Raw genomic sequence first — 16095 nt, 5'->3', positions numbered from 1 at the left:
GCTCAACGACCGGGCGCTTTCGCTGCTGGTGGAACAGGGGATTGCCGAACCGGGAGATCATGTCATTCTGACCCGGGGCGACCACATGAACGCCCACGGTGGAACCAATACCCTGAAGATATTGGATGTCTCCGAGAAACACTCTCAGGGTTGAGGTTTTGTATACAGAAGGCGGGTGCTCGTGTGGCCAGAGTCGGGGAAACATGCGAAGGTAGGCTCATGAACGAGGGAGACGAGGTCGACTCATGAGCACTACCTGGCAGGACGAGATTGCCGCCGAGACGCGGGGCGGGGGACGGATCAGCGACCGCTTCATCGTCGACAAGGTACGCACTGCCGTGCTGACCCAGCGCCTGCCGCCCGGCACGCGGCTGCCGGAGGTAGCGCTGGGCGAGATATTCAGTGTCAGCCGCTCGGTGGTACGCAAGGCGCTGACCCGGCTGGCGGCCGATCATGTCGTCAGCCAGCAGCCCAACCAGGTGGCTCGGGTACGCGCGCCGAGCATCGAGGAGACCCGCGAAACCTTCGCCGCCCGTCGCTTGGTGGAAGGCGAAGTAGCGGCACTGCTGGCCGGCCGGCTCGACGACGAGCTGCTGGCGAACATCGCCACGCTGGTCGAGCAGGAGGCCGAGGCCCATGCTCGTGGCAACGAGCCTGAGCGTATCGAGCGCTCACTGGCCGTCCATCACCTGCTCGCCGAGCACTCGCCCAATCGCGTGCTTGGAGCGATGCTGACCGACTTGATCCTGCGTACCTCCATCGTCATCGCACTGTACAAGCGCGCCGGCCTGGCAAGCTGCTATCTGGCCGAGGATCATCCGGCGCTGCTCGCTCACCTGCGCAGCGGCGACGGCGAAGCGGCGCGGCGCTGCGTTCACGATCACCTCCAGGCGCTGGAAGGGCTGCTCGATCTGACCACTCGCGAAACACGCATCGACCTGATGGCGATCCTCGGACAGCGCGAGGATGTTGCCTCCTGATTCCATGATGTCTTGGGGGTGGTACCGCCTTTGGCCGGCTTTACCGGCCGCAGCCGCTGAATGACAATGCCGTCACGTCATTTCCTGCGCCTGGGATGCTCACGATGAAATTTTGCCCCCGCTGGCTGGTAGCCGTCTGTCTGGTCTTGACGTGGAGCCCGGTTCAGGCAACGTCGCCGATCGTCGCCGCGGCCTCGTCGTTGCAGTTCGTCTTCCCTGAACTGCTGGAGGCGTTCGAGGCCGAGACGGGGCACAGCGTGCGCGTCAACTACGGCGCTTCAGGCAACTTTCGGCGCCAGATCCAGCAGGACGCGCCGTTCGAGGTGTTCCTCTCGGCCGACGAAATCAACGTCAAGGCTCTGGAGGAGGTCGGTCTGCTGGAGGACGAGAGCGAGGTCTATGCCGTGGGCCGGCTGGTCTGGCTGCAGCGGGCCGGGCGTGGCGACCTACCATCCGCCGAGGCGCCGCTTGCCGGCGTGCAGGAGGCTCTGGCCGGGTTCGAACGGGGAGAAGGGCGGCAGCGCATTGCCCTGGCCAACCCCGAGCATGCTCCCTACGGGGTGGCGGCGCGTCAGGTGCTCGAGCAGGCCGGGCTATGGGAGACCACTACGCCACTGCGCATATTTGGCGAGAACGTCTCCCAGGCGGCCCAGTTCGCCCTTTCCGACGAGGCGCGCGGCGGCCTGGTGGCCGAGTCGCTGGTACTGGCACCGCCGCTGGCCGAGCGCGGCGATTTCCTGTTGATTCCCGAAGCCTGGCACGAGCCGCTGGTGCAGCGCATGGCGCTGGTCAAGGACGCCGGGCTATCCGGCGTAGCTCTCCGGTGGGCAGCGGCAGCGGGTGGCATTGGCGCGAGCGCTGGCATGCGAGCCCCGGGCACTGCTGCTCGACGAGCCATTTTCAGCCGTGGACCAGGTGACCCGCCGCCGGTTGCAGCGCGAACTGTCCCGGCTACGCGAGCAGATTCGCATCCCCGTCCTGCTGGTCACTCACGACCTGGACGAGGCGGTCGCCCTTGCCGACCGGCTCTGCGTGCTGCATGGAGGAAGGAGCCTGCAGGAGGGCGATGCCGAGACGCTCTTTCGTCGCCCGGCCAACGCCGAGGTGGCACGGCTGCTGGATCGCCACAACCTGTTCGAGGGACGGGTGGTGGCGGCCCCTGATGGGCGTCGGCTACAGTGGGGATCGCTCATGCTCGAGGTAGCACAGGGTCTCGATGCCTGTACGCCGGGACAGCGCGTGAGCTGGTACCTGCCCGATTCCGACGTGGTGCTGCATCGGGGAAAGCGGACCGTCGAGAGCAAGCCCGACAAGGAGATGGCGACATGATCCGAGTTCGAGTATCGAACGGTGGGGGGCTGGCGAGCATCATCATGCTGGCACTACTGTCCATGGCCTGGTCGTGGCCTGCCACTGCAGATGAGCCCTCGACGCTTGAGCGTGTGCCGCTGGAGATTCATGCCGGCGACGAGCGCTACCGGCTGGAAGTGGAGCTGGCGCGCACCTCGGCCGAGCGCCAGAAGGGGTTGATGGATCGCGACCACCTCGACCCGGAGGCCGGTATGCTGTTCCTCTATCAGGAGGCCCAGCCGCCCCAGGGTGGTTTCTGGATGTACCGCACCCGCATCCCGCTGGATATCGCCTTCCTCGACGCCGAGGGGCGGATCGCCGCCCTGCATACCATGCAACCGTGCACGTCGCACAACCCCTACGACTGCCCGGTCACCGTGGCTGGAGTCACCTACCACGCGGCGCTGGAGGTCAATGCCGGCTTCTTCGCGGCGCGCGGTATCGAGGAGGGCGCCTGCGTGAGCTGGCCTGGGCGCCAAAGTGCCTGCCGGTCAGCGGCCGAATAAGGCTCTGAAGCGGATCACGATCAGCGCCACGCCAGCGAGGACCATGGCGCCGCCGATCAGGATATGGGCGTTGAGCGCCTCTCCCAGCAGGACGATGCCCAGTACCACGGCGCCTGCCGGCACCAACAGGCTCAGCGGCGCCAGGCGGCTCACCGGGTGGCGTCGCAGCAGGCCATACCACAGGCCGTAGGCGACGATCGACGACATCACGGCGGTGTAGAACACTGCGCCCCAGCCGAACCAGCCGGCCGTTGCCATGGCGTTCATGTGATCGTGCTCGAACCACCAGGAGCCGAGTGCCACCTGGGGCACGGCGAGAAGTGCCGTCCATCCGGCCAATGCCAGGGGAGCGATATTGGGCCCTTTCTTGATCAATAGCTGCGACACCGCCCAGCCGAAGGCGCTGAGCAGCAGCAGAGCCATGGGCAGCGGTGAGGGCAGGCTGGGTCCGCCGGCCAGCACGACCACGCCGCCGAACGAGAGCACGAGCCCCGCCAGGCGCTTGGCGCTCAGGCGCTCACCGAGGAAGATCACCGCCAGCAGGGTGGCGAAGGGTGTACCCATCTGCACCAGCAACGCGCCGGTGCCGGCCTCGGCCTGACCCAGGCCGATGAACAGCAGGGCGAAGTGCAGGGAGCCGAAAGTTGCGGATAGCAGCATGAGGAAGGGCAACTGGTGGCGCGCGACGGGATGAAAGGGTACCAGCAGGGCGGCGACCAGAATGAAACGCAAGGTCGTCAGCAACAGCGGTGGCAGCTCCGTGACGCCCAGCTTGATGACGATGATGTTCAGCGCCCAGATCGCCACAATCACTAGGCCCAGCAGCAGGTCGCGCAGTGGCACGTCGGCTTCCTCGATGAATTCGGCCAGGCGAGGGTAGCAGTCCAGAACTTCCGCGTCGCCCGATATCGTTATCGGGCTACCATTCAACGCATGACATCGTAGAATGTCGAGGCGTGGCGATGCTCGTCGATGCCCGCCAGAACGATAATCACGGCCGGCCCTGTCGGAGCTGGCCTAATCAGCTGCAAGGACACGTCATGAATTCAGCAAGTCGTATCACCCGTATCGCTGCGGCCTTGGCCGGTGCCGCCGTGCTGACCGCTTCGCTCACGGCGCAGGCACGCGAGCTTTCCGTTTCCACCGTGCTGTCCGATGCCTTCCCCTGGGGCCAGGCGGCGGAGAAATGGGCCGAACTGGTGGAGGAACGCACCGGAGGCGAACTCACCCTGCGCGTCTACCCCAACTCACAGCTGGTGGCCGGCGACCAGACCCGTGAGTTCTCCGCCATGCGTTCCGGTTTGATCGACATGGCCGTGGGCTCGACCATCAACTGGTCGCCCCAGGTACCCGAGCTCAATCTCTTCTCGCTGCCTTTCTTCATGCCCGACGAAGCGGCCGTGGATGCCGTGACCGGCGGCGAGGCCGGCGAAATGGTCTTCGCGGCCATCGAGTCGCGCGGCGTGATTCCGCTGGCCTGGGGCGAGAATGGCTTCCGCCAGCTCTCCAACTCGCGCGGTCCGATCACCGAACCCGGCGATCTCGACGGCTTGAAGATCCGCGTGGTCGGCTCGCCGCTGTTCCAGGACACCTTCACCGCGCTGGGTGCCGATCCTACCCAGATGAGTTGGACCGATGCCCAGCCGGCATTGACCACGGGTGCCGTGGATGGCCAGGAGAACCCGCTCTCGGTCTTCGACGTGGCGCGCATCGACCAGGTGGGCCAGGAGCACCTGACCCTGTGGAACTACATGAACGACCCGCTGATCTTCGCCGTCAACCAGCAGGTATGGCAGTCGCTCTCCGAGGAGCAGCGCGAGATCCTGCGTGAGACTGCCGTCGAAGCCGGAGAGTGGGAGATCGCCATGACTCGCGAGCAGGAGAGCGAGCGCCTGGTGGCCATCCAGGAGCGTGGCGTGCAAGTCACCGAACTCACCGAAGAGCAGCATCGCGCTTTCGTCAACGCCACCCAGAGCGTGCATGAGAAGTGGGCTCCTCGCATCGGTCCGGAACTGGTCGAAGCGGCACGCCAGGCCATCGAGGAGCACTGAGTCCACTTTCCCGCCGACCCGGCTCCGCCAATGGAGCCGGGCCCCTATCGCGAGGCCGTCATGAAATTCTCTCCCGATGCCAGGCCCGAGCGCTGGCTGGGCTCGTTGGCGCTGGCCGTCATTTCGCTGATCAGCCTGGGTAACGTCATCACACGCTATGTGAGCGGCGGCTCGCTGGCTTTCACCGAAGAGTTCTCGGTGTTCCTGCTGGTGGTGCTGACCTTTGCCGGTGCCTCGGTCGCGTTGCGCCGTAACGGCCATATTCGAATTGGTCTGCTCGAGCGCCACCTGCCGGCCGGCCCGCGGCGGGCCCTGATCCTTTTCCAGGGCCTGTGCGGCGCCACCGTGCTGGGCCTGATCACCTGGTACGGTGCCAAGCTCACCTGGCAGGAGTATCAGTGGGAGTCGCTGTCTCCGGGGCTTGGGCTGCCGCAGTGGTGGTATCTGCTATGGCTGCCGCTGCTCTCGGCCACCATGCTGGTGCGGTTGGCACAGCAGATACTCGATCGCTGGCGCGGGAGACTCGACGATGAGCCCTGATCTTTGGATGATCCTGGCCTTTGCCGGGCTGTTGATCGCCGGCGTGCCGGTGGCCTTCTCGCTGGCGCTGGCCGGTGCGGTCGGCATCGTCATGGGGCTGCCTCCGGCGATGCTGGCGACGCTTGGCACCAATACCTACAACAGCATCGCCAAGTATCCGTTGATCGCCATTCCGCTGTTCATCATGACCGGACTGATCTTCGAGCGCGCCGGGGTGGCGTTGCGCCTGGTGCGTTTCGCCCAGGCGCTGATCGGGCCGCGCCATGGCGGGCTGGCTCTGGTGGCCGTGCTGGTCTGCATGATCATGGGTGGCATGAGTGGCTCCGGTCCGGCGGATGCCGCCGCGGTGGCCATGGTGATGCTGCCGAGCATGACCAAGGCGGGCTATCCCAAACCCTTCTCGGCCACGCTGATCGCCGCCTCCGCTTCCACGGCGATCCTGATTCCGCCTTCGGTGGCGTTGATCCTCTACTCCATCGTGGTGCCCGGGGTCGACCTGCGGGCACTGTTCGCCGCTGGGCTGTTTCCCGGCATCCTCGCCGGTCTGGCGCTGCTGGTGCCGGCGCTGCTGGTCTCCAGGCGGTACGGCTGGGAGGGGGGCAATGCCATGCCGCTCGCCGAGCGACCGAAGGTGAGGGAGAGCTTCAAGCAGGCATTGCCTGCGCTATTCGCCCCGGTACTGATTCTGGGCGGGTTGCGCTCGGGACTGTTCACGCCCACTGAAGCGGCCGTGGTGGCGGTGGCCTATGGCGCCCTGGTCGGGCTGTTCCTGACCCGCGAAATCGGTTGGCGCGACTTGTGGAGCCTATTCGGCGAAGCAGCGGTGATCTCCGGTGTAGTGATGCTGATCATCGCCTTGGCCGGTATCTTCGCCTGGGCCGGCACCATGCTCGGCACCTTCCGTCACCTGGCGGAGTGGATCATCGGCCTGTCCGACAGCGGCGTGCTGCTGCTGATCCTGATCATGCTGGCGGTGCTGCTGGCGGGCATGCTGCTCGATGCCATCTCGATCTATCTGATCATGATGCCGATCCTGATCCCGGTGATGCAGCACTTCGGTTGGAACCCGGTGTGGTTCGGCATCCTGCTGGCGATGAACATTGCCATCGGTCAGTTCACGCCGCCGGTGGCGGTCAATCTGATGGTCACCACCGAGATTGCCAAGATTCGCCTCGAGCAGACCGTAGGCTGGGCACTACTGTTCGTGCTGGCCATGGCCTGCGCCCTGGCGCTGGTCGCGACCTTTCCGGAGATCGCGCTGTGGTTGCCAAGGGTACTCGGCTACAACGTCTGATCCCGGAGGCCAGGGTGCGCTCGTCGATTCACAAGGTCAACGCGCGCTCGCCAAGCGCATGGCACTTCATTCGGTGGCGGTTATGTACACTCATGGGTCATGCCCAGCAGGCATTAACGATCGCTAAACGAAAAACATGACTAGAATTAAGCCAGTTGAAAAAGACCCATCGTCACGACGTTTTTTTCGTTAAAGTAGAGGGGAGCGGTGGTAACCGCAGCCAAAGGCCAAGTGCCTGGCAACTCAGGGACCTTGCTTTCAGCAATGACAGCTAGCCAATAACGTCAAAGAGGTGTGTTAATGAAACGCCATGCTTTCTCCGCGGCAGCCTTCTCGGGAGCGCTCCTGGGCGCCGCCATGTTCTCTGCACCGGCCGTAGCGCAGGATCGCTTCATCACCATCGGCACCGGCGGTCAAACCGGCGTCTACTACGTGGTGGGTCAGTCGGTCTGTCGCATGGTGAATCGCGGTAGCGACGAGCACAACATTCGCTGTAACGCCCCGTCCACTGGCGGTTCCGTGGCCAACGTCAACGGCATGCGCAGCGGCGAACTCGACATGGGCGTGGTGCAGTCCGATGTGCAGTACCGTGCCTACCACGGTGAGGATAACTTCGAATCCGACGGCGCCTGGGAAGACATGCGTGCCGTCTTCACCATGCACGGCGAGCCGCTGACCGTGGTGGCACGTGCCGACTCCGGCATCGAGCACTTCACCGATTTCCCCGACAAGCGCGTCAACATCGGCAACCCCGGCTCCGGCCAGCGCAACACCATGAACGTGGTGATGGAAGCGATGGGTTGGGACACCAATACTTTCTCGCTGGCTTCCCAGTTGGATGCCGCCGAGCAGGCCGCGGCCCTCGCCGACAACAACATCGACGCCATGGTCTACGTGGTGGGCCACCCCAATGGCTCCATCCAGGAGGCCACCACCACCATCGATGCGCGCATCGTGCCGGTGACCGGTGACGAGATCGACGCCCTGGTCGAGGAATACCCCTACTACACCCGTTCGGTCATCCCCGGCGGCCTGTATCGTGGCAACGACGAGGACGTCGAGACCTTTGGCGTTGCGGCAACCTTCGTCACTTCCACTGCCGCGGATGAGGAAGTCGTCTACGAAACCGTCAAGGCGGTGTTCGAGAATTTCGATCGCTTCAAGCGCCTGCACCCGGCGTTCGAGAATCTCAACGAGGAAGACATGATCTCCGATGGCCTGACCGCACCGCTGCATGACGGTGCCGCTCGCTACTATCGTGAGCGTGGCTGGATCGAGTGATGTGGCGTTGAGGGGGAGAGATTCCCTCAGGAGAGATGCGCGGACCCTCTAGGGTCCGCGCATCCGTTTTGACCCTTGAATGAACCGACTTCTCGGAACCGGTAGTTTTCAGAGCTAAAGCGATCGTGGGGCACACGGTAATGACTGACGAAAAGACGAATCCACACAAGCCCGAGACCGACCTCGAGGATATGGTGGCCTCGAGCGACACCGGGGCACGCAAGCCGCTGGGTGTCCCGGGGAAGCTGCTGGTCGGCGTGGCGGCTGCCTGGTCGCTGTTCCAGCTCTGGATTGCTTCTCCGCTGCCTTTTCTGTTCCGCTTCGGGGTATTCAACGCCACCGAGGCGCGTTCGATTCACCTGGCCTTCGCCACCTTCCTGGCATTCATGGCCTATCCGGCACTCAAGCGCTCGCCGCGTGACCGCATTCCGCTGCAGGACTGGGTCCTCGGGCTGGTGGGCGCCTTCTGTGCCGCCTATATCTATCTGTTCTATGCCGAACTCTCCCAGCGTCCGGGGTCACCGATCTTGCAGGACGTGATCGTGGGTGTCGTGGGTATCGTGGTACTGCTCGAGGCGACCCGCCGCGCGTTGGGGCCGCCACTGGCGATCGTCGCTTCGGTGTTCATTCTCTACTCGCTGTTCGGCCCCTACATGCCGGGCATCCTGGCCCATCGTGGAGTCAGCCTGTATGGCTTGATCAATCACCAATGGCTGACCGCCCAGGGGGTATTCGGCATTGCGCTGGGGGTCTCCACCAGTTTCGTCTTCCTATTCGTGCTGTTCGGCGCCCTGCTCGACAAGGCGGGGGCGGGCAACTATTTCATCAAGGTCGCTTTCTCGCTGCTTGGCCACTACAAGGGTGGGCCGGCCAAGGCTGCCGTCGTTGCCTCCGGCATGACCGGCCTGATCTCCGGCTCCTCCATCGCCAATACGGTGACCACCGGCACCTTTACCATCCCGATGATGAAGCGGGTCGGATTCTCGGCCGAGAAGGCCGGCGCGGTGGAAGTCTCCTCTTCGGTGAACGGCCAGATCATGCCGCCGGTGATGGGGGCGGCGGCCTTCCTGATGGTCGAATATGTCGGCATTCCCTATGTCGAGGTGATCAAGCATGCCTTTCTGCCGGCGGTGATCTCCTACATCGCACTGATCTACATCGTCCACCTCGAGGCGCTCAAGGCGGACATGAAGGGGCTGCCGTCGAGCAATCCGGTACGTCCTTTCCTCAACAAGGCGGTCGGCTTCCTGACCGGCCTGATCCTGCTAATGGCGCTGTCGTTCGCGGTCTACTACGGTCTCGGTTGGCTCAAGCCGGTGCTCGGCGATGCCACGCCCTGGGTGATCGGCATGGTGCTGGCGGTCGTCTATGTGGGGCTGCTCAAGCTCGGCTCTTACTATCCTGAGCTTGAGCTCGACGATCCCACCTCAAAGGTGGTGACGTTGCCGCAAACCAAACCCACGGTCATGGTGGGGCTGCACTACATTCTGCCGGTCGTCGTGCTTGTCTGGTGCTTGATGGTCGAGCGTCTGTCACCGGGCTTGTCGGCGTTCTGGGCGACGGTGTTCATGATCTTCATCATGATCACCCAACGCCCCATCACTGCCTTCTTCCGTGGCCGCAGCCGCCTTGCGGCGGACATCAAGGAGGGCTTCCTCGACTTGTGGGACGGCCTGGTCGCGGGTGCCCGCAACATGATCGGTATCGGTATCGCCACCGCGACGGCCGGTATCGTGGTCGGGGCGGTGTCGCAGACCGGGGTTGGCCTGGTACTCGCCGATGTGGTCGAGATACTCGCCATGGGCAATCTGATGCTGATCCTGCTGCTGACCGCCGTTCTCAGCCTGATCCTCGGAATGGGCCTGCCCACCACCGCCAACTACATCGTGGTATCGGCCCTGATGGCTCCGGTGATCGTATTGCTGGGCCAGCAGAACGGACTGATCGTGCCGTTGATCGCGGTGCATCTGTTCGTGTTCTACTTCGGCATCATGGCCGACGTGACGCCCCCCGTGGGGTTGGCCTCGTTCGCCGCTGCTGCGGTTTCCGGCGGCGATCCGCTACGTACTGGCTTCCAGGCGTTCTACTACAGCCTGCGTACCGCGGCGTTGCCATTTCTGTTCATCTTCAATACCGACCTGCTGTTGATCGACGTCGGATGGGGACAGGGCATCGTGATCTTCGTCATAGCGACCATCGCTATGCTGATCTTCGCTGCCGGCACGCAGGGCTACTTCCTGGTGCGCAACCGTTGGTACGAGTCTATCCTGCTGCTGCTCGTTGCCTTCACCCTGTTCCGCCCCGCCTTCTGGATGGACCGCATACACGACCCCTATGAGTCCATCCCCCCGGCAGAATTCGCTCAGGCGCTGGCAGCGGTGGACGACGGCAGCCAGCTACGTGTGCAGATCGCCGGTGAGGACGCCTTTGGCGATCCGATGACCACCTACGTGCTGGTGCCGGTACCGCGTGGTGACACGGCCGAGGAGCGAATGGAACGACTGGGTATGGAGCTGTGGGTGGAAGGCGACCAGGCCACCGTCGACTTCGTCGAGTTCGGCAGCCTGGCGGCGGATCTCGGCTTCGACTTCGACCAGGAGATCATCGAGGTGTTGGCGCCGGTGGATCGCTGGGCCAAGGAGTGGATGTGGATCCCTGGCTTCCTGGTGTTCGGCCTGGTGGTGCTGTTGCAGCGTCGGCGTCGCCAGCAGCAGCCATCGACTGCCCATGCCGCTTGAGGAGGGTGAAGATGTACAACAAGATTCTGCTGTCAGTGGACCTCAACGAAGAGTCCTCATGGAGCAAGGCGCTGCCTACGGCGTTGACTCTGTGTCGTACTTTCGACGCCTCGCTGCATGTGGTGACGGTACTGCCCGACTACCATATGCCGTTGGTCGGTTCCTATTTCCCGAGGGACTTCGCGAAGAAGGCACACGAGGCGCTGTTCCAGGCGCAGCACCGTTTCATTGAGGAGAACGTCCCCGAGGACATCAAGGTGCAGTCGGTGATCGTCGACGGCTCGCCCTGGGAAGCCATCGTCAAGGCCGCCAAGAAGCTCGACATCGACCTGATCGTGATGGCCTCGCATAACAAGCGTAAATTCGCCGACTATGTGCTGGGCCCCAACGCCGAGCATGTGGTGCACCATTCCAAGATGTCGGTGATGATCGTTCGCTAAAGGAGAGAGGGGAGTAATACTTCCTTGCTCTCGGCAAAACGCATTACGCCTCGGCCATGGCCGAGGCGTAATGCGTTTCAGGTTATGTCGAGTTCGGCCACGTGGCGGGCCGTTTCTCCGCTATCGTCCTGCCAGGTGAACTCGACTTCTCCGCTTTCCTGTGGCGCAAGGAAGAAGCGCAGGTAGGGATTGGCCGATACCGATTGACGCAGTTCCGCTTCGAAGACGGTATCGCCATTCAGCGAGACGCTGAAGCGCTCGACGATATGGCGTGGCACGACATTGCCGTCGTCGTCCTCACGCAGCCCGGTCTCCATGGGGTGATTGATCAACGTACGAACCTCGCCCGGCTCGCCCGCTGCCAGCCCGGAGGGGATGCTGACACGAGGGTTGGAGAGAGAATCCGGCATTTCCCCGCCATTACGCACCAGGCAGCCGCTGACGGTGATACGCACCTCGCGCGCGGTAGCGAAGCGTTCGCCCTGTTGGCTGGTGGCAATGGCGATCACCTGCTGGGTCTCGTTGAGCCGCACCCGGGTGGATATCTCCGTCTTGCCGCCGAGTGGCGTGAGATGGAAGGTGGCGATGCTGGGTGATGGGTTGGCATTGGCAAACAGGTCGATACGCTCGATGTAGTCGCCTTCGTCGAGCTCGCCATCGAAGATTACCGTCAGCGGTACGGAAGAGCCGTCTTCCGAGACATGCGGCAGGTCGAGCGTAAGCCCTTGGGTCTGGGGCTCGCTGTCTCCCAGCAATGACTGGGCGGCGTCCAGACGCTGCCACGGCTCGTTGGCCAGCGCCGGCATGGCGAGCGCAGCGAGTGCGAGGCCGGCGGCGGCATGGACCAGACTGCGCAGCGGGCCCCGGCGAGACGCATGGCTAGCAAAGCGGAACGAAGGCATGAATTTCTCCATAGGGGTCATGAATTGGACCGCGCCAGCGGCCTGCGGATTCCCAACTGGGCGCCCAGCACGATGCCGGCCACGGCAACGAAGGAGGTGAGCGACAGCGTCGAAATGCCCGACAGACCCTGGCCGATGGAACAGCCCAGCGCCATGACGCCGCCAAGGCCCATCAACGTTCCTCCGACCATGCTGCGCAGCATGTGCGTGGAGGAATCGAAGGAGCGTAGGGTCCAGTCGCGTCGTAACAGCGCCGTTGCCAAGGCGCCCAGAAGTACGCCAGCCACTACACTGACGCCGAAGCCAAGGCGGGTGCCGGTGGAGAGCATCAAGTACTGCAGCGACTCTCCGATGGGAGCGACGAAGGTCAGGGTGGCCAGGCGCACGGGCTCGAAGTCGTCAAAACCGAATACGCCGGTGGCGTACCAGCCGGCGGGGACCAGCGTGCCGATGATCAGGCCGCCGAGCCAGTCACGCGGTGAAGCGCGGAATTCCTGAGCCGCGAATGCCCAGCCCAGCAGAGCGCCACCGATGAGCAGCGCCAGCAGCCAGTCAGGCAAGCCTAGCAACGAGGGCAGGCTGGTGGCGGCAAGGCGCAGGCTGGCAGCGCTCTCCAGCCACAGGCGCAAGGGAGCGAGCACACCGGAAAGTGCCATGTAGGCCGTCAGTCCCAGACATACCAACACGACGAAGCTGCGCAGGTTGCCACTGCCGAGCAGCACCAGGGCGCGGGCACCACAGCCGTTGGCCAGCGCCATGCCGTAGCCGAACAGCAGGCCACCCAGGGGGACGGCGAGCCAGGCGAGAGTGGGAGTCGCATACAGCGAGGCGTCGAGCGATACCAAGCCGACGGTAGCCAGGCTTTGGCTGCCAATCAATGCCACCCCCATGGCCAGCGCGAAGGCGCGTAGCTTACGTGTATCGCCCTCGATGGTTGTGTTGGCAAGACTCCGCAACAGGCAGAACCCGGAGGCCTGTGCGGTGCTGCCGAACAGTACTCCGATTGCCAGGCCGGACCATACGACTAGTTCGGTATGGGTCATTTTTCCCCCTAAGCATAGGGCCACCCAAAAGGTGGCCCTGCGCATTATACCGCCGCCCGAGCGGAGTGTGCTTCGATCAGACCGGAGTGCCCCAGGTGTCCTGGCAGATCGCGTTGTACCAGCCTACGGCGTACTCGGCTTCCAGGGCTCGGGTGGTTTCGGGGGCGTTCGCCGGACTCACGCCTCCCGAGCCCTCGACCTCGGCGATGACGCCATCGCGCACGCGATAAACCCCGGCCACCGAGATGCCGTACTTGGGCCCCACCAGGCTGTAGCAGGTATTGGTCCAGTAGGCTTCCGGTGCCGGGCGCGACTCCAGGGAAGCGGCAATCGCCGCTGCCACCACCTTGGCCTGGGCATTGGCACAGAAACCTGATTTGGGCATCGGGGCTGCGACACTGGCATCGCCGATCACATAGATGTGCTCGGCCTGCTGCGACTCGAAGGTGTCGGGCTTGACCGGTACCCAGCCGGAGTCGTCGGTCACACCGGCACGTTCGGCAATCCAGCCGGCCTTTTGCGGTGGAATCACGTTGAGCACGTCGGCCTGGTGGACGGTGCCGAATTCGGTTTCCACTTCCAGGCGGTCGGCGTCGACCCGGGTTACACGACCGTCACCGGACAATCCTACCCATTCGATGCGATCGCCGTAGAGCCGCTCCCAGCCCTCCATGAACAGTCCCTGCTTGGAGAAGTTGTCCTTGGCATCGAGGATCAGCACCTTCGACTTCGGCTTGTACTGAGCCAGATAGTTGGCCACCAGGCTGGCGCGCTCGTAGGGACCGGGCGGGCAGCGGAAAGGATTGGCCGGGGCGACCATGACGAAGGTGCCGCCGTCCTCCATGGCTTCCAACTGGGAACGCAGAAGCTCCGTCTGGGGGCCGGCCTTCCAGGCGTGGGGCGCCTTCTCGGCGGCTTTCTCGTCGTAGCCTTCCAGCGCGTTCCAGCGAATGTCGATGCCCGGTGAGAGAACCAGTCGGTCATACTCCAGCTCACTCCCCGTGGAGAGTCGCACCGTCCGGGTGGCGGCATCGATGTCCTCGGCCATGGCATGGATCACACGCACGCCATAGCGATCCTGCAGCTCATCGTAGCCATGGGCAATGTCGTGCATGCTGCGCAGGCCGCCCAGGTGCAGGTTGCTGAAGGGGCAGGTGTAGAAGGCTTCGGCCGGCTCGACCAGAATCACCTCGATGGCCGGGTTGGTCCGTTTGAGATATTTGGCTGCGGTGGCACCGCCGAAGCCGCCGCCTATCACGACGACCTGTCCGGCATGCTGGCCACCGATGGCAAAGGGTGTGATGCCCCCGACCAGGGGCAGCAACGAGGCAGCACCCAAGCCCTTGATCAGTTGTCGGCGGTTGAGGCCGGGACGTGAAGAATGCTGTGTCATGGCGTGCCCTCTCACTGCTGCGGTTCTTGTTCTGATCCCGGAGCGTCGTCGTCAACCGGATCGATGGCGGCAAAATGCCCCGCCAGTGCGGTTAGCTCCTCGTCCGTGAAGCCTTTGGCGATACGATCCATGATGGTGGCATCGGTCGTTTCGTTGTGCTTGAAAGCGAGCAGTCGGGCTTCCAGCACGGCCGCCGGGCGGCCGGCAAGGGTTGGCACGCTGCCCACCAAGCGGCCATCGGTGCCGTGGCAGTTGGCACAGGCACTTGCCATGAGATTGACTTGCTCGGAAGAGAAGGACTCTTCGGCCAGCCCCGGTGAGGCGACACCCGTAAATAGCAGCAAACCGAGCAATGGCATGCCTGCCAAGCGAATGAACCGTTTCATCGTCAGGCTCCCTGGTGCGTTTCGTTGTTGGGTAATGTCCGATATTAATAGGTATGCAGGGAGGCCATGAAGTAACCCTTCGGTATCTTCTTATACCCAAAATAAGTGTTTCGTAAGAGTTCTTATTCCCTGTGAGCCATCTAGGCCGCTATTTGTCACTCAGGCCATGGCGGAAACAGGGTGAGAAACGGCAGCGTATGATTGCCTCGAGTTGTCGCTGCGTTGACAACTTCGCTCGGCACGCTTGCGCAGGGTCAACTACAGTAAAGCTGTATGAACAACAAGACGTCGTCCGGACCTCCCGGCCGGAAAGATGCTCACATCGTCCTTCCCATGGCGACCAACGGGGTACAACAATGAACGCAGCCACAAGAAGCGCCGGACAACCCTCCGCACCCAACGTCAAGATCACCATCAACCCTGTCGGCATGGACAGGCCCCGGGCCTGGCTGGCAGCCGGATTCAAGGACTTCCGCCGGGCTACGGCGGTCAGCCTCGCCTATGGCATGTTCTGGGTCGGCCTGAGCATTGCCATCACGGCCGGTGCCATCATGCTCGACTTGTGGCACTGGCTGTTGCCACTGATCGCGGGTTTCATGTTCATGGGGCCCTTGGTGGCAGTTGGCTCCTACGGTATCAGTCGTGCCCTGGAGGAGAACCGCGCGCCCCATCTGGGCGACGCCTTCGGCGCCTGGCGCCCTCATGCAGGGCAACTGGCGATGATGGGCGTGATGATGATGATCTTCTTCCTGGCCTGGATTCGCCTGGCCACGCTGCTGTTCGCGCTCTTCTTCGGCTTCGAGGCGCCGGGAGCAGCGGAGCTCTACGCTTCGCTGTTGACCACCCCGGACGGGCTCGGCCTGATTGTCGTGGGTACCGCGGTAGGCGCCGTGCTGGCGTTCGGCGCCTTTGCCATCAGTGTGGTTGCCATCCCGACGCTGATGGATCAGGAACTGACCTTCATGGAGGGGATCGAAGCCAGCGTGCGCACCGTGGCGCGCAACTTCCGTCCGATGCTGCTGTGGGCGGCCATCTTGACCGGCTGCGTACTGATCGGTGTACTGACTTTCTACATTGGCCTGGCCTTGATCCTGCCGGTGTTGGGACATGCCAGCTGGCACGCCTACGAGGATCTGGTACGCTGCGAGTCGGTGGAAAGGATGGCTTCCTGACGTCGGGAGTCGAGAGTGA

General features: G+C 63.6%; 16 protein-coding genes and 1 pseudogene. 12 read left to right on the top strand and 5 right to left on the bottom strand.

What is annotated here, in order from left to right; genetic code table 11:
* The 5 genes and pseudogenes from HOP51_RS19495 to HOP51_RS19475 all read left to right on the top strand — a co-directional run.
* Window positions 1–154: pyruvate kinase alpha/beta domain-containing protein (locus HOP51_RS19495; RefSeq protein ID WP_276574364.1), on the top strand; the 154-nt coding region annotated here is incomplete at its 5' end.
* 91 nt (window positions 155–245) lie between these two features.
* Complete coding sequence (locus HOP51_RS19490) at window positions 246–980, top strand: GntR family transcriptional regulator (RefSeq protein ID WP_234275544.1); 735 nt, start codon at window positions 246–248, stop codon at window positions 978–980.
* A 95-nt stretch (window positions 981–1075) separates the two neighbouring features.
* Window positions 1076–1765, top strand: a pseudogene (gene modA, locus HOP51_RS21025) (molybdate ABC transporter substrate-binding protein); the annotation flags it as partial.
* A 406-nt stretch (window positions 1766–2171) separates the two neighbouring features.
* A complete protein-coding gene (locus tag HOP51_RS19480; RefSeq protein WP_234275542.1) occupies window positions 2172–2309 on the top strand; it encodes a hypothetical protein in 138 nt (45 codons plus the stop codon).
* The gene (locus tag HOP51_RS19475) at window positions 2306–2836 is read left to right on the top strand and encodes a DUF192 domain-containing protein (protein WP_234275541.1); all 531 of its coding nucleotides are present in this window, start codon (window positions 2306–2308) and stop codon (window positions 2834–2836) included. The genes HOP51_RS19480 and HOP51_RS19475 overlap by 4 nt, the downstream gene beginning before the upstream one ends.
* Here the strand turns inward: HOP51_RS19475 and HOP51_RS19470 are convergent.
* Window positions 2822–3679, bottom strand: coding sequence for a DMT family transporter (locus tag HOP51_RS19470; RefSeq protein ID WP_234275540.1), 858 nt, complete (start codon window positions 3677–3679; stop codon window positions 2822–2824). The two genes, HOP51_RS19475 and HOP51_RS19470, sit on opposite strands and share 15 nt — an antisense overlap.
* Window positions 3680–3876: 197 nt before the next feature.
* Between HOP51_RS19470 and HOP51_RS19465 the strand changes: the two genes are divergently transcribed.
* The 6 genes from HOP51_RS19465 to HOP51_RS19440 all read left to right on the top strand — a co-directional run bounded on the left by HOP51_RS19465 (window position 3877) and on the right by HOP51_RS19440 (window position 11180).
* Window positions 3877–4887 (top strand): DctP family TRAP transporter solute-binding subunit, encoded by a 1011-nt coding sequence (locus HOP51_RS19465; protein WP_234275539.1) that lies wholly within the window; start codon window positions 3877–3879, stop codon window positions 4885–4887.
* A gap of 60 nt (window positions 4888–4947) precedes the next feature.
* Window positions 4948–5427 carry a TRAP transporter small permease gene (locus tag HOP51_RS19460; protein ID WP_159554065.1) on the top strand — a complete coding sequence of 160 codons (480 nt, stop codon included), beginning with the start codon at window positions 4948–4950 and terminating at the stop codon, window positions 5425–5427.
* The gene (locus tag HOP51_RS19455; protein WP_234275538.1) at window positions 5417–6721 is read left to right on the top strand and encodes a TRAP transporter large permease; all 1305 of its coding nucleotides are present in this window, start codon (window positions 5417–5419) and stop codon (window positions 6719–6721) included. Before HOP51_RS19460 ends, HOP51_RS19455 begins: the two co-directional genes overlap by 11 nt.
* A gap of 300 nt (window positions 6722–7021) precedes the next feature.
* Window positions 7022–8002 carry a TAXI family TRAP transporter solute-binding subunit gene (locus HOP51_RS19450; RefSeq protein ID WP_234275537.1) on the top strand — a complete coding sequence of 327 codons (981 nt, stop codon included), beginning with the start codon at window positions 7022–7024 and terminating at the stop codon, window positions 8000–8002.
* Window positions 8003–8142: 140 nt separating this feature from the next.
* A complete protein-coding gene (locus HOP51_RS19445; protein WP_234275536.1) occupies window positions 8143–10740 on the top strand; it encodes a TRAP transporter permease in 2598 nt (865 codons plus the stop codon).
* An 11-nt stretch (window positions 10741–10751) separates the two neighbouring features.
* Window positions 10752–11180: a universal stress protein gene (locus HOP51_RS19440; protein WP_234275535.1), complete on the top strand. Its 429-nt coding sequence runs from the start codon at window positions 10752–10754 to the stop codon at window positions 11178–11180.
* A 77-nt stretch (window positions 11181–11257) separates the two neighbouring features.
* Here HOP51_RS19440 and soxZ read toward each other — a convergent pair whose 3' ends face one another.
* The 4 genes from soxZ to HOP51_RS19420 form a co-directional block, all read right to left on the bottom strand.
* Complete coding sequence (gene soxZ, locus HOP51_RS19435; RefSeq protein WP_234275534.1) at window positions 11258–12082, bottom strand: thiosulfate oxidation carrier complex protein SoxZ; 825 nt, start codon at window positions 12080–12082, stop codon at window positions 11258–11260.
* Between the two features lie 17 nt (window positions 12083–12099).
* Window positions 12100–13125, bottom strand: a complete 1026-nt coding sequence (locus tag HOP51_RS19430; protein WP_234275533.1) for a YeeE/YedE family protein — start codon at window positions 13123–13125, stop codon at window positions 12100–12102.
* Window positions 13126–13201: 76 nt separating this feature from the next.
* Complete coding sequence (locus tag HOP51_RS19425) at window positions 13202–14518, bottom strand: NAD(P)/FAD-dependent oxidoreductase (protein WP_234275532.1); 1317 nt, start codon at window positions 14516–14518, stop codon at window positions 13202–13204.
* 11 nt (window positions 14519–14529) lie between these two features.
* On the bottom strand, window positions 14530–14904 hold the full coding sequence (locus HOP51_RS19420; RefSeq protein WP_234275531.1) for a c-type cytochrome: 375 nt from the start codon (window positions 14902–14904) through the stop codon (window positions 14530–14532).
* 356 nt (window positions 14905–15260) lie between these two features.
* Here HOP51_RS19420 and HOP51_RS19415 point away from each other — a divergent pair, with 356 nt between their 5' ends.
* Complete coding sequence (locus HOP51_RS19415) at window positions 15261–16076, top strand: DUF2189 domain-containing protein (RefSeq protein WP_234275530.1); 816 nt, start codon at window positions 15261–15263, stop codon at window positions 16074–16076.
* Window positions 16077–16095 lie beyond the last annotated feature (19 nt).

Source organism: Billgrantia zhangzhouensis, assembly GCF_021404465.1.
Taxonomy (GTDB): Bacteria; Pseudomonadota; Gammaproteobacteria; order Pseudomonadales; family Halomonadaceae; genus Halomonas; species Halomonas zhangzhouensis.
The sequence above is the reverse complement of the archived record's forward strand: the minus strand, read 5'-3'. Positions and strand labels throughout refer to the sequence as shown.